The organism is Terrimonas sp., assembly GCF_003075435.1.
Classification (GTDB): Bacteria; Bacteroidota; Bacteroidia; order Chitinophagales; family Chitinophagaceae; genus Agriterribacter.
In genome coordinates this window covers 13,749-27,471 of the sequence record NZ_QCZJ01000018.1, presented here as the reverse complement: position 1 = coordinate 27,471, position 13,723 = coordinate 13,749, and the positions used below count along the sequence as shown (strand labels likewise).

14 protein-coding genes and 1 tRNA gene are annotated in these 13,723 nt (G+C 39.6%); 13 read left to right on the top strand and 2 right to left on the bottom strand.

Translation table 11 applies throughout. The features are described from left to right. The first annotated feature begins 81 nt into the window (after nucleotides 1-81). A complete protein-coding gene (locus DC498_RS17815) occupies nucleotides 82-1,725 on the top strand; it encodes an amino acid permease (protein WP_116875510.1) in 1,644 nt (547 codons plus the stop codon). Between the two features lie 198 nt (nucleotides 1,726-1,923). Here the strand turns inward: DC498_RS17815 and DC498_RS17810 are convergent, their stop codons facing one another. Then, nucleotides 1,924-2,685 (bottom strand): 3-keto-disaccharide hydrolase, encoded by a 762-nt coding sequence (locus DC498_RS17810; RefSeq protein ID WP_240628042.1) that lies wholly within the window; start codon nucleotides 2,683-2,685, stop codon nucleotides 1,924-1,926. 297 nt (nucleotides 2,686-2,982) lie between these two features. Here DC498_RS17810 and hisG point away from each other — a divergent pair, with 297 nt between their 5' ends. From hisG to DC498_RS17770, 8 genes are all read left to right on the top strand, one after another. Continuing rightward, nucleotides 2,983-3,834, top strand: a complete 852-nt coding sequence (gene hisG / locus DC498_RS17805; RefSeq protein ID WP_116875508.1) for an ATP phosphoribosyltransferase — start codon at nucleotides 2,983-2,985, stop codon at nucleotides 3,832-3,834. A gap of 16 nt (nucleotides 3,835-3,850) precedes the next feature. Then, nucleotides 3,851-5,128, top strand: a complete 1,278-nt coding sequence (gene hisD / locus DC498_RS17800) for a histidinol dehydrogenase (protein WP_116875507.1) — start codon at nucleotides 3,851-3,853, stop codon at nucleotides 5,126-5,128. 18 nt (nucleotides 5,129-5,146) lie between these two features. Continuing rightward, a complete protein-coding gene (hisC, locus tag DC498_RS17795; protein ID WP_116875506.1) occupies nucleotides 5,147-6,202 on the top strand; it encodes a histidinol-phosphate transaminase in 1,056 nt (351 codons plus the stop codon). A 99-nt stretch (nucleotides 6,203-6,301) separates the two neighbouring features. Beyond that, the gene (locus DC498_RS17790) at nucleotides 6,302-6,721 is read left to right on the top strand and encodes a c-type cytochrome (protein ID WP_116875505.1); all 420 of its coding nucleotides are present in this window, start codon (nucleotides 6,302-6,304) and stop codon (nucleotides 6,719-6,721) included. A gap of 346 nt (nucleotides 6,722-7,067) precedes the next feature. After that, nucleotides 7,068-8,210, top strand: a complete 1,143-nt coding sequence (gene hisB, locus DC498_RS17785; protein ID WP_116875504.1) for a bifunctional histidinol-phosphatase/imidazoleglycerol-phosphate dehydratase HisB — start codon at nucleotides 7,068-7,070, stop codon at nucleotides 8,208-8,210. Between the two features lie 337 nt (nucleotides 8,211-8,547). Beyond that, nucleotides 8,548-10,983, top strand: coding sequence for a TonB-dependent receptor (locus tag DC498_RS17780; protein ID WP_116875576.1), 2,436 nt, complete (start codon nucleotides 8,548-8,550; stop codon nucleotides 10,981-10,983). 66 nt (nucleotides 10,984-11,049) lie between these two features. Further along, nucleotides 11,050-11,126: transfer RNA gene (locus tag DC498_RS17775), tRNA-Pro, on the top strand. An 86-nt stretch (nucleotides 11,127-11,212) separates the two neighbouring features. Then, the gene (locus tag DC498_RS17770) at nucleotides 11,213-11,464 is read left to right on the top strand and encodes a hypothetical protein (protein ID WP_116875503.1); all 252 of its coding nucleotides are present in this window, start codon (nucleotides 11,213-11,215) and stop codon (nucleotides 11,462-11,464) included. A 2-nt stretch (nucleotides 11,465-11,466) separates the two neighbouring features. Here DC498_RS17770 and DC498_RS17765 read toward each other — a convergent pair whose 3' ends face one another. Beyond that, nucleotides 11,467-11,673: a hypothetical protein gene (locus DC498_RS17765; RefSeq protein WP_116875502.1), complete on the bottom strand. Its 207-nt coding sequence runs from the start codon at nucleotides 11,671-11,673 to the stop codon at nucleotides 11,467-11,469. Between the two features lie 220 nt (nucleotides 11,674-11,893). Between DC498_RS17765 and DC498_RS17760 the strand changes: the two genes are divergently transcribed. From DC498_RS17760 to DC498_RS17745, 4 genes are read left to right on the top strand one after another with little or no spacing between them, the layout of a single operon-like run. After that, nucleotides 11,894-12,250 carry a hypothetical protein gene (locus DC498_RS17760; protein ID WP_116875501.1) on the top strand — a complete coding sequence of 119 codons (357 nt, stop codon included), beginning with the start codon at nucleotides 11,894-11,896 and terminating at the stop codon, nucleotides 12,248-12,250. 49 nt (nucleotides 12,251-12,299) lie between these two features. Continuing rightward, nucleotides 12,300-12,539, top strand: a complete 240-nt coding sequence (locus tag DC498_RS17755) for a hypothetical protein (RefSeq protein WP_116875500.1) — start codon at nucleotides 12,300-12,302, stop codon at nucleotides 12,537-12,539. 44 nt (nucleotides 12,540-12,583) lie between these two features. After that, nucleotides 12,584-12,871 carry a hypothetical protein gene (locus tag DC498_RS17750; RefSeq protein ID WP_116875499.1) on the top strand — a complete coding sequence of 96 codons (288 nt, stop codon included), beginning with the start codon at nucleotides 12,584-12,586 and terminating at the stop codon, nucleotides 12,869-12,871. 1 nt (nucleotide 12,872) lies between these two features. After that, nucleotides 12,873-13,157: a hypothetical protein gene (locus tag DC498_RS17745; protein ID WP_116875498.1), complete on the top strand. Its 285-nt coding sequence runs from the start codon at nucleotides 12,873-12,875 to the stop codon at nucleotides 13,155-13,157. Nucleotides 13,158-13,723: the final 566 nt, after the last annotated feature.

Genomic DNA, 13,723 nt, shown 5'->3' with positions numbered 1-13,723 from the left:
TCACAAAATCACCATCTTTTTATTGGTTTTGGGGAGAAATGTTTACTTTTCAATTTCATTCATAAAAAATATAACTGGCGTATGAGTTTATTTGCAAAGAAACCCCTTGCCGGACTAATTGCGGAAGCAGAAGAAACCGGTTCGCATAGTTTAAAACGTACCCTTGGTCCCTGGTCGCTTGTTGCACTTGGTATTGGAGCAATTATTGGCGCGGGATTATTTTCTATTACCGGCGGGGCTGCTGCTAACCAGGCCGGCCCGGCTATTACCATTTCATTTGTTGTTGCTGCATTAGGTTGTGCTTTTGCAGGATTGTGCTATGCAGAATTTGCATCAATGATACCTGTTGCAGGCAGTGCTTATACATACAGCTATGCTACAATGGGCGAATTTATTGCATGGATCATTGGTTGGGACCTTGTGCTGGAGTATGCTGTGGGCGCAGCAACGGTAAGTATAAGCTGGAGCCGCTATCTCATTAAATTTTTAGAAGGTTTTGATGTACACCTTTCACCTGCTTTTACCGTTGGACCATGGGACGGCGGTATTATAAATTTACCTGCTGTTTTTATAGTTGTGTTAATGAGTTTGCTATTGATTAAAGGAACGCAGGAAAGTGCAACCGTTAATGCGGTTATTGTAGCGTTGAAAGTTGCGGTTGTTTTAATATTTATTTTTTTAGGATGGAAGTATATCAACAATGATAACTATGTGCCTTATATACCTAAGAATACCGGCACTTTTGGGGAATATGGTTTCAGTGGAATAATACGGGCAGCCGCCATAGTATTTTTTGCCTATATAGGCTTTGATGCGGTGAGTACCGCTGCGCAGGAAGCCAAAAATCCTAAGCGTGATATGCCGATCGGCATTTTAGGCTCACTTGTAATTTGTACTGTGCTCTATTTGCTTTTTGCTCACGTAATGACAGGTGTTACCAACTATACTTCTTTTAAAGGGCAGGATGGTATAGCGCCGGTTGCCGTGGCAATTGAACATATGGGCACAGCCGACGCTTCCGGTGTTATTCACCCGGATTATCCCTGGCTTAACAGGGCAATTATTGTTGCCATTCTTGCAGGTTACGCTTCTGTAATATTGGTGATGCTGCTGGGACAAAGCCGTGTATTTTTCAGTATGAGTAAAGATGGTTTGCTGCCAAAAGTGTTTTCAAATGTTCATCCTAAATTTCAAACGCCGGCACGCAGTAACCTTATGTTTATGCTGTTTGTAAGTTTGTTTGCCGCGTTTGTGCCTGCCCGTGTGGTAGGAGAGATGACGAGTATAGGAACACTATTTGCGTTTATACTGGTGTGTATTGGCGTGTGGGTGATGAGGGTAAAAATGCCTGATGCGCCCAGGGCATTTAAAACACCGCTCGTTCCCATTGTACCTATATTAGGCGTGGCAACCTGCTTTTTTATGATGGCGTTTCTACCATTGGATACATGGATCCGTTTGATCGTATGGATGATCATAGGATTTGATATTTACTTATGGTATGGTGTAAAACATAGTCACCTTTCTTCTGGTTCGCCCAAAACTGTTCCGCAGGGAAATAAAGTGGTTGGAATTACAGGTTTAATATTGGCATTATCACTTGCTGTAATTGCCTTTATACATCATGATCAAACCAAAGGAGAAGATACAGGCTTGTTTTACTTTTCATTGATATTTGCAGCAGTACATGCACTGTTGTATATATCGAGGATAAGAAAGAAATAAGCAAAGTGTTGTATGAACAGGATATAAGTTTTCATATCAATTACTATAATATAAAAGCCACTTTCAATGAAGTGGCTTTTATATTATAATGTTATGTCAGCTAAAGTATGCCGGTACATTGCCGATAAACGTGAGACGTAAGATAAACTTTCACGTCTCACATTTCACGCTTGACATAATAATAGTTAAGAATAGTTGCTAAATAGGCCTGATCCATATATTTCTAAACGCTGTAGGATTACCGTGATCCTGGAGAGAAATCGGTTCTTTAGCATTATGTTTTTCGTAATTAGGAGTGCCGATATATTGTGTAGCTCCCCAGATCGTTGTATTGTTCTGTATCAAAACGCCGTTGTGAAAAACGGTTATACGGGCAGGTGATTTTAGCGCGCCATCTTCATAAAATACCGGTGCGGTAAAAATAATATCATAGGTCTGCCATTCGCCGGGACCGCGTGACGCGTTTACCAGCGGGGGGAATTGCTTATACATGCTTCCTGCCTGCCCGTTTGAGTAGGTACGGTTTTTATATGAATCCAATACCTGTAATTCATACCTGTTCATCAGAAATATGCCACTGTTGCCGCGTCCCTGGCTTTCGCCTTTAACTTCCGCAGGGGTGCGCCATTCAATATGCAGCTGGCAATCGCCAAAAGCTTCTTTGGTTTCAATGCCGCCTGTGCCGCCGGCAACAACCAGCGCACCGTCTTCAATTTTCCATTTAACAGCGCCGCCATCTTTTTGAGCTTTCCATTTGGAGGCATCTTTTCCATCAAATAATACAATGGCATCAGAGGGAGGATCAGCATTGGTTTTGCCCGGGGTAACTAGTCTTACTTCAGGTTCCCAGTATTCGGTTAACTTGGGGTCGCCCTGCCTGGGCGCTTTTTGAGCAAAAGCATATAAACTTCCTAACGCCAGGCAAGCACTCATGGCAAATTTTGATAATCGGATGATCATAATCACGAAATATTAATTTGTATAAAATGGTTACAATTTATACAAATATATGGAGTACATATACATAGACGGACGGGCAATTGAAATTAGGTTGTTAAAGCAAATCATCCATTTAAAATTTTGCCGGTTAAAAACTGTACCTTACCTTTGCGGCGGAAAATTAAAAACATGATTCATACAGTACATCATCACCATCATTTCTTACCACAGGGGTAAGCCGGTGCTGTATGTACATTTTAAATACAACATTATAGGGCTTACTGATGTAAGCCCTTTTTATTTATAAAACTTTATACGATGCTTAAACTGGCAGTGCAAAAATCCGGCAGACTACACGATGATTCCATGCGGCTTTTGAAAGAATGTGGTATTGGTATTTCAAACGGTGCCAATAAATTAAAAACAGAAGCAAGCAATTTTCCCTTGCAGGTGTTTTTTCTGCGTGATGATGATATACCGCAATACGTGGAGGATGCTGTGGCTGATATTGGTATTGTGGGTGAAAATGTAGTATACGAAAAAAACAAGCCGGTTGAAATAGTAGAAAAGCTGGGCTTTGGCGCCTGCCGCCTCAGCATTGCCGTGGCAAGAGGGGAGAACTATACTTCAGTGCAATCCCTGGAAGGGAAGCGGATTGCTACCAGCTATCCTTTTCTTACGCAACAGTTTCTTGCAAAGAATAAAGTGAATGCTGAAATACATGAAATAAGCGGGTCCGTTGAAATAGCGCCGGGCATAGGTCTTGCAGATGCTATATGCGATCTGGTGAGCAGCGGCTCTACCTTACTTACCAACGGGCTGAAGGAAACAGAAACTATTTTGAATTCAGAAGCAGTGCTGGTCCGTCATAAAAAATTCAATGCTTCGCAGCAGCAGTTGCTTGATAAACTTTTATTCAGGATACATGCGGTAAAAAAAGCAAAGAACAATAAATATATACTGCTCAATGCACCCAATGAAAAGCTGAATGAAATAATCTCCCTGTTACCTGGCATGAAAAGCCCGACGGTGCTTCCGCTTGCAGATAAGGGCTGGAGCTCCGTTCACAGCGTATTGAGTGAAGATGAGTTTTGGGACAAGATTGAAAGGCTTAAAGCCGCAGGAGCACAGGGTATACTTGTAATTCCTATTGAGAAAATGGTGATGTAATTATAATCAACGATCAATGAAAGTTATTATTAATCCTGAAAGAAAAGATTGGAACGCACTGGTAAAACGGCCTTCATTGGATACTTCATCGCTTGAAAATTCAGTAATGGAAGTACTGAATGCCGTAAGGCAGAAAGGCGATGAAGCTTTGAAAGCGTTTACAAAAAAGTTTGACGGGGCTGAGATCGAAGACTTCCGGGTATCTGAAAATGAAATAACAGAAGCAGGCGCATCTTTGAGTGCAGAAATAAAAAACGCGGTGCTGCAGGCTAAGGAAAATATATTCCGCTTTCACATTGCACAAAAAGCTTCAGCAGAAAAAATTGAGACAATGCCGGGCATTACCTGTTGGAGAAAATCAGTGGGGATAGAAAAAGTAGGTCTGTATATTCCCGGAGGATCTGCGCCATTATTTTCTACGGTATTAATGCTGGGCATACCGGCATCAATTGCCGGTTGTAAAGAAATTATACTTTGCACTCCGCCCGGTAAAAATGGTACAATCAATCCGGCCATTTTATTTGCTGCTCAAGTTGCAGGTATAACAAAGATATTTAAAGTAGGAGGCGCGCAGGCAATAGCTGCTCTAGCTTATGGTACAGCCACTATACCATCTGTATATAAAATTTTTGGACCAGGCAATCAGTATGTAACCTGCGCCAAACAAATGATAGAGCGTGAAGGAATTGCTATAGACATGCCGGCAGGACCAAGCGAGGTTTGCGTACTGGCTGATGAGACCGCCGATGCCGGCTTTATTGCTGCTGACTTATTATCGCAGGCTGAACATGGCCCCGACAGCCAGGTATTACTTGTCTCAACATCTGAAAGTCTTGCAGAAAAAGTGAATCTTGAAATAGAAAAGCAACTGGAGTTATTGCCGAGAAAAGATATAGCGGTTGCAGCTCTGTATAACAGCAAGGCAATTATTGTAAAGCATATGGAAGAGGCAATATCCCTGATCAATGAATATGCACCGGAGCATTTGATCATCAGTTGTAAAAACGATGAAAGTATAAGTGAGCAAATTATAAATGCCGGTTCTGTTTTTCTCGGTAATTATTCTCCTGAAAGTGTTGGCGATTATGCCAGCGGTACCAATCATACATTGCCAACCAATGCTTTTGCCAAAGCATACAGTGGAGTAAGTGTAGATAGTTTTGTGAAAAAGATCACTTTTCAGAAATTATCTCAGCAAGGACTGGAGCGCATAGGCGATACTGTTATTACAATGGCTGAGGCAGAAGGTTTGCAGGCGCATGCAAACGCGGTAAAAATCAGGCTTCAAAAATGATGTTTAAAAAGTAATGCAATGAATTTTAATATAGATGATCTTGTTAGAGAGAATGTAAAAAAGCTTGTTCCGTATTCTTCTGCCCGCGATGAGTTCAGTGGTGAGGCAAATGTTTTTTTGGATGCCAATGAAAACAGCCTGGGTTCGCCATTAACCAAATGGTATAACCGCTATCCCGACCCGCATCAGCAAAAAATAAAAGAAAAGCTTTCAAAGATCAAAGGCATTGCTGCAAAAAATATTTTTATTGGTAATGGCAGCGATGAATGTATTGATCTGCTGTATCGCGCATTTTGTAACCCGGGAAAGGATAATGTAATTATTTGCCCGCCAACTTACGGTATGTACCAGGTAAGCGCTGAAATAAATGATGTTGAGATACGGAAGGCGCCATTGCTTGAAAATTACCAGCTCGATCTTGTGCACATGGAAACACTGGTGGATGATTTTACAAAGATCATCTGGTTATGTTCTCCTAATAACCCTACAGCAAATTCATTAAACCGGGAAGATATAGAGATGGTGCTGAATAATTTCCCCGGAATAGTGGTGATTGATGAAGCGTATATCAATTTTTCCCGTCACCGTTCATTTATACAGGAACTGGCAGAATATCCTAATCTTGTGGTGCTGCAAACATTGTCAAAAGCATGGGGGCTTGCCGGTTTAAGGCTCGGTATGGCATTTGCGGGTGAAGCGATAATAGATGTTTACAATAAAATTAAGCCACCTTATAATATAGCACAATCGACCCAGGATATTGTTTTACAGGCTTTGGATAATGTGGAAGAAGTGAATGAAATGATAAGGGTAATTGTTGCTGAGCGGAAATTGCTGGAAGAAAAACTGTCTGCGCTTCCGCAGGTGCAGCATATTTATCCGTCTGATGCCAATTTTTTACTCGTTAAGGTTGTGAAAGCAAAAGAGGCCTATCATTATTTGCTTAGCAAAGGCATTGTTGTAAGAGACAGAAGTAATGTACAATTGTGTGAAGATTGTTTGCGTATAACGGTTGGTACGCCGGATGAGAACAGGATACTGGCAGATGCGCTCCGCGATTTTACCGTGGCGTAATGTTGTATTATATTACCGCCTGTATAGTTTAAATATCCTATCTGAATAGTTTGCGTACTTTTGTATTGAGATCAATAACTGGTTTTCCATACTTGTTTTATGCGAAGAAGGTTAATACCTGTAAATGTTGTAATTGCTTCATTGCTGTTTGTGCTGCTGAGTTTTGAGCCAGACAGGCATACGCCCCCTGCAACGGTTATGGAAAGGGGTAATGACTTGTATTTGCAGCAATGTTCCGGTTGTCATGGAGAGCGTGGTATTGAAAAAGATAATATTCCGGTATCACTGGTAAAAGCAAAATGGGTAATGGGTCCCAAGATGCCATTGATAAAATTTCTGGTGAATGATTCTGCTGTCACAGTCAAAGGAACCCGGTTTCATAAAGATATACCGGCATATGTGCAGTTAAGCGACCGCCAATTGTCTGATATACTCACCTATATACGCAATAGTTTTGGCAATACTGCAAAGCCGGTAACGCCTGCTGATGTAAGAAAAGTAAGAGAAGCGAAAAATTGAATTTACATCTGTTTTTGATTTGTTTAAGATTGCGTATAAAGTTATCGAATCATTAACCTTGCAGGCGGGATCGAAATGACGGACAAGCGTGTTTGTATTTTGCTACCAGCACTGAATCAAAATGTATAATTATTCAACTCCTCGCCGTCATTGCGAGCCCGCCTCAACCATTTATAAATATCAGGGTGATGTGCGGGCTAAGCAATCTTGATTTTTTATAAACCTTTCTGTTGGCTAACCAATAGATATTTCTCTTTTGAGATTTAAAAATTTTTCTAAAAACGAAATCCCTGCTCCCTACCTGCATGCCTAATGTTTTCTTATCTTGCGCCCTCAACTTTTTACAATGGCTAAGCGCATTTTATTTATTGATCGTGATGGTACACTTATTAATGAAGCCCCACCAGATTATCAACTGGATTCGTATGATAAGCTGACTTTTTATCCGCACATGTTTGAGTACATGACGAAAATTGCTACTGAGCTGGATTATGAACTGGTAATGGTTACCAACCAGGACGGGCTTGGCACAGATAAGTTTCCTGAACATACATTTTGGCCATTGCATAACCTGGTGATGAAAAGCCTGGAAGGGGAGCAAATACATTTTAGTGCCGTGCATATTGACAGAACTTATCCGCACGAGAATGCACCAACCCGCAAGCCGGGTATTGGCATGCTTACCGGCTATCTTAATAATGGCGCTTATGATATTCCTAATTCGTATGTAATAGGCGACAGGATAACAGATATACAACTGGCAAAAAATCTTGGTAGCAAAGGCATATGGATAAATAATGACGCGGGGCTTGGCGCCGCGGAAATTTCTGATAAGGTTTCTGAACTAAAAGATACCATAGCGCTTGAAACAACCAACTGGAAGGAGATATATGAGTTTTTAAAACTTGGTTTAAGAAAGGTAAATCATGAGCGTAACACCAACGAAACAAGGATCAGTATTGAAGTAAATATGGATGGCAGCGGTAAGACCGATATTGCAACAGGTTTAGGTTTTTTTGATCATATGCTGGAGCAGATCGCACGCCACGGAAAAATAGATTTGAAAGTACATACAAAAGGAGACCTTCATATTGATGAACATCATACTATAGAAGATACCGGTATTGCCCTGGGAGAAGCATTTGCCAAAGCGCTTGCTGATAAAACCGGTATGGAAAGATATGGTTTTGCGTTGCCGATGGATGAAGCTGATGCAAAAGTGCTGATTGATTTTGGAGGAAGGAACTGGATTGTATGGAATGTTGAATTTAAAAGAGAAAAAATAGGAGAGGTGCCTACGGAAATGTTTTTTCATTTCTTTAAATCATTTTCCGACGCAGCAAAATGTAATTTGAATATTGAATGTCATGGTGAAAATGAGCATCATAAAATTGAAGCCATTTTTAAAGCATTTGCCAAAGCTATACGTATGGCAGTGCGACGCGATCCGATGAGTAATTATTTGCCGAGCACCAAAGGAGTACTCTAAGATCACGTTGCTGAAAGTTTATCTGCCGCTCTGATCTTGATAACTTTAACAAGATAACTTTACCGGGTAATACTGAACTGAATTGAAAAGCCTTTATTGAATCATTCGATTTAATAAAGGCTTTTTATTTTTGCCTGGGAAAATCACAACGGTTCATGTAACAATTTCAATACTCCATACGTAAAATAGCAAAGCTGAATTTTTTGCGGGCGTATAAAACCATTTGATTGTTGTTTTGTATCGCTTACAGCCTGATTTTACCATTTACAGTTAATTGCTTTTTTATTATCTGTTTCAAAAATATGTTTGCTCAGTATTAAAACACACCAATTATTTTATGAAGGCATTGTTTATTGTGATGTTTTTATTTGTCACCCAGCATATCTGTGCCCAGCATATTTCCGGTACAATACATAATGAAGAAGGCAAGCCGTTAACCAAAGCCACGGTTTCTTTATTACTGGCAAAAGATTCTTCTGTACAAAAGTCTGCCACAACTGATGAACTTGGAAACTTTCGTTTTACAGACATAAAGCATAGCACTTACATAGTAATTGCCACTGCCGTGGGATATAATGCACATTATTCAACCACTTTTGATTTTAACGGCACTGATCAAAATGTTCCGGCACTTGTACTAAGTAAAACCAGCACGGTTTTGTCTAATGTTGTTATTACATCTAAAAGGCCTCCGGTAGAAGTTAAAGCAGGTAAAACGGTGATCAATGTTGATGCATCACCAACCAATACCGGTTTGAATGTGCTGGAAGTGCTGGAAAAATCTCCCGGCGTATCTGTTGACAATGATGGTAATGTAAGCCTCAAAGGAAAGGGTGGAGTGCTGATACTGATTGATGGTAAACAAACCTATCTCAGCGGGCAGGGCCTTGCTGCTTTTTTAAAGAGCATCCAGGCAAATTCGCTCGACCAGATTGAGATAATGACAAACCCGCCTGCAAAATATGATGCAGCCGGAGGAGCAGGTATAATAAATATCAAAACAAAAAAAGGAACAATAAAAGGTATCAACGGCAATATGAATTTTAATTATGCCCAGGGCTTTTATCCAAAATATAATGGCGGGGCTAATTTTAATTACCGCAATAACAAAATCAATATTTTCGGCGGATATAATGGCGGCGTGTGGGAGGGCTTAAGTATATTAACCATCAACAGGAATTTTTACAGGGAAGAAGCGCTGTCCGGTTCATCTGATCAAATCACCAACCGCCATAACAAAAGCAGCTGGCATAATATGAAATTAGGTGCCGACTATTATTTTACACCAAAAGATGTGATAGGAGTTGCAATAAACGGGAATATCAATCCCTGGAAAAACTGGCAGAAAAGTATTTCGGAAATAAAAGATGTTGACCATGTTGTGCATTCTTCTTTTGTGTCGGATGCGTACAATGCCAACAAATCCAGCAATATAACTACCAATATTAATTACAAGCATACATTTGATTCAACAGGCAGGGAAATTTCAACCGATCTCGATTATGGTTACTATGAAAGTAACGGGAAAAACCTGCTGTCAACAGAAATATATAACCCCGACAACAGCAAACGTGGTAATACTATTTTACTCGATGGTTTGTTTCCTTCTGTTATAAAAATATATACAGGTAAAATTGACTATGTACATCCGTTTAATAAAAATGAAAAACTGGAAGTAGGTATGAAAAGCAGCTATGTTGATATAGATAATAATGTGCTATACCGCAGGGATACAAGCACCGGCTGGTTTCCTGATGAAACAAGAAGCAATCATTTTTTGTATAAAGAAAATGTAAATGCTGTTTATGCGATATTCAGCAAGAGTATTAAGAAATGGGAATTAAGTGCAGGATTGCGCGTTGAAAATACCAATGCCAAAGGCACACAGGTTAAAAGTGATTCAGGTTTTACCAGGAACTACACCAATCTTTTTCCGAATGCGGCGGTAATGTATAATGTGAATGATAAAAACCAGGCAGGTCTCAGCTATAGCAGAAGGATCAGGCGCCCGGATTATGATGCGCTGAACCCGTTCATATTTTTTCTTGATTCACTTACATACGGGCAGGGCAACCCATACCTGCAGCCGGAATTTTCCAATAATATTGAGTTGAGCTATACCTTCAACAGGTTTTTAACTGCTACCGTCAACTATACGCAAACTGATGACATCATTACTGATATTTTAAAACAGAATACAGAAAAAGGAACAACTTTTCAGACCAAAGAAAATTTCAGTACAATGAAGCAATGGGGGCTGACTATTACAGCCAATAAGCAAATAGTAAAGTGGTGGAATATGAATGTTTATTTTAATTTTTTTGATAACAGGTATAAAGGGCTTTATAATAACGGCAATGAAAATTTTCCTGTACAGGTGAAAGCAACAGGACTAATGTCGAACATGACCAGCAGTTTTACTTTTGCAGAAACATGGACGGCAGAGCTGAGCGGTTGGTATACCAACAGGATATCAGAAGGCTTGCTGATAGGAGGAAATATGGGAGCGCTGAATATAGCGCTTGCAAAGCAGGTGCTTAAAAAGAACGGAACTATAAAGATTGGGGTAAGAGATATTTTCCGAACGCAGAATTTTAATGGCTATTCGCGATATGCTGACGTGGATTTGAGTGTACATAACGACAGGAGGAAAGATAACAGGCAGTTCCTGGTTTCATTTACATATAAGTTTGGTAAAAATAATATTGCCCCGGCGCGCAGGAGAGGTGGTGCAAGCGAAGAGCAAAACAGGGTAAAAAGCGGTGGTAATTAGCCCTCAAATCATAAAATCATTTGTTCATCTATCTGAATCCGGATATTTTTGTTCTCCAAAAATTTTCGGGATGTAGCGCAGCCCGGTAGCGCGCTTCGTTCGGGACGAAGAGGCCGCTGGTTCGAATCCAGTCATCCCGACCATAAAAAATCTGAAAACCGCATCCACACTGTGTTTGCGGATTTTTATTTTTGGAAGGTAGCAAATTAGGTAACTAAAAGTTTCGAGTATGGACAAGAAGAAACTCATTCAATATTATGAGCACCTTACAGCCAATCTGGATCTTGCCAACAGACATCTGAAGTTGGCGCAGGAGGCCGCAGATAATTTTCGGAAATATTTAGAGATGGATGAAATGGATGAAAAAAAGGAAAAGGCTTTAGCGAAGAAAAAAGAAAAAGCAGAAAGATTTAATAAATACCTAGCTGATTTTGACGCAGCTTGGGCGAAGCGAAAAAGGCAAAATAAAGGTAAAGGATAACTTTAGGACTTCTTTTTTACCGCTTTGTTTGCCGTCACTTCATAGCCGTTCGCAATCAGGATCTCTACTATTGCTCCCGGCTTCAGTTCATTACGGTTATACCTGGATTGATACAATCTATATTTCCCTCCAATCGAATCCCTTTTTTTTGCTATAACCTTAAATTCCTTCGACTGAATGAGTTCTTCAAATGCTTCAAAAATAGTCATGGAGCGAAAGTAAAAAAAATATTTGGAAACTTTTTGTTTCAAATATCAAATAATATACTACTTTTGACGGAAACATTATGTTTCCATCGCATGCAACAATTAAAATTCATCAATAAAGACTTTCGCCAGGTCCCGGCTCCCTCTGGGGGTGATAAATCTGGTAAAAACAAAAACCCGCTGCTAGGAACAGCGGATTTATTAATCACATAAACTCTCATTTATGCAAAACAAAAGTAAGAAAAGACATTCTATTCCAAAACTCTTTCGGTTTGAAACTGGTAGATCTCATTTAAAGCAAGATCGGGCACCTTCATACAAGAAACAACTCAATGAGCTTTCACAACTGCCAGGGTGCATGAAAGAGACTCAGAAGTTGCAAAAAGCTGTAGACAATTTTTTTATGAATATGCCCGCTAGTAACATAAAGCGATTATGTGAAATGATTGATGATGTTACCCAGGATGCTCTATATAGTATTGACGATAGCGGAGGAAATACTGCTGGAATCACATTTAAATTAATGACCGGCATAAAAGAATTATTGGTGACGCTAGATCCATATGCAGAAAACAAATAAGGCCCGTTTTTAATCCTACCTAATTACTTCACTTTTAAAATCAAAACTCATGTCTGATTTCAAAACAAAAAACATTGATGAAATCTTAACGGAAATAGATGCAAATCATGACAGCGTTCATGCTGCGGTAGCTAAAACATTCGGTATAGCTGCATGGTATTCAGAATATATCTCATCGGATGCATTCTGTAAACTACCTCATGAATTAAAGCGGGAATCGCTCAGGGTGTATGATGGAGTTCGTCGAATACTCAGAATAATAGAGCAGAATCAAACACATATTTTATAAGCCCTCTTTAATCCCCTTTTTACTTCATCTTAAATTCAACTACAATGAACAAAATATTAAGTGATACAGATACATATCAAAAAATGACTTCAAAAAACAAGGCATCATTACCGGAGGAGTTGCAAGAAAAGGTAGATGAGTTCTATTCTACTTTCAATGATGAGGATATGAGTGAAGGGATAGATAATATAATTCTATGTTCTTTGTGCGGGGTAGATATTAAAGGCAGCGGAAATAGTGAAGAAATTTATTTCTTTTTGCGCAGTGTCAAGGAGCTTCTGAATGACCTCAAAACGTATAAAACAATCTACGAACCAAGAAAAATCAACTGAAATGCAAGCTCAAAACAAATTATTTGAAAAAGAACGGACCGTTACATTCACCGAAGAAGAAGCAGAGGTGATTTCACGTATTCTTTTTTCTTTCTGCCCGGCTGATGCAGCCGAAGCATTGGAAGAAATTGCGCAAAATCTCTTAAACGATACAGAGAAGTTACATAGCGACATCGGTCAACATTATTTTTTACTGAGACAGTTGAAAGAGTTTCATGCCGCGTTGTTCGAGAGGTTGAAACCGATTAGAAGAGCTTACCATGAAGCTGAGGTAATGGAAAATTAATAACCAATTAAAATCAAGATACTTTTATGAAGAAGAAGAAGAAGAAGAAAATAAAGCGCCAGAAGAAACTTGAAAAAACTCTTCAAGTGATATCCTGGATATGTTCGAGATAATTCAAAGCCTGGAAGAAATTCCGGGCTTTTTTATGGGAGATCTAAATTAAATAAAATCCCGAGATTTAATCTCGGGACCGCTATGCCGATAGACCCTATGAAAAACACCATAAGCAAATTAAGCATTTTCGTTAGTTCTCGGGTGATATTCCCGAGTAATTTTTAAAATAAGTATCTGTTTTACAACGGCATCAGAGTGGCGTACAGTGAGTAGGTATCTAAAGGGGTATCATGGTTAAATGGGTTATGCACAGGGTGTGGAAAAATATACAAAGTCAATCATTATTTATTCTGGATTAATCTTAATTAACTTTGATGCAGTCGGAAAAAGGACTGCCTGACGTACAGTCATCAACGCACCTCACTCGCTTATTTTTTGTAAAATAAAAAAAATAGCACTCCTTAGTCAGCAATGCGAGCTGAATCAATAGCATCCATCAGGATGATCAACTT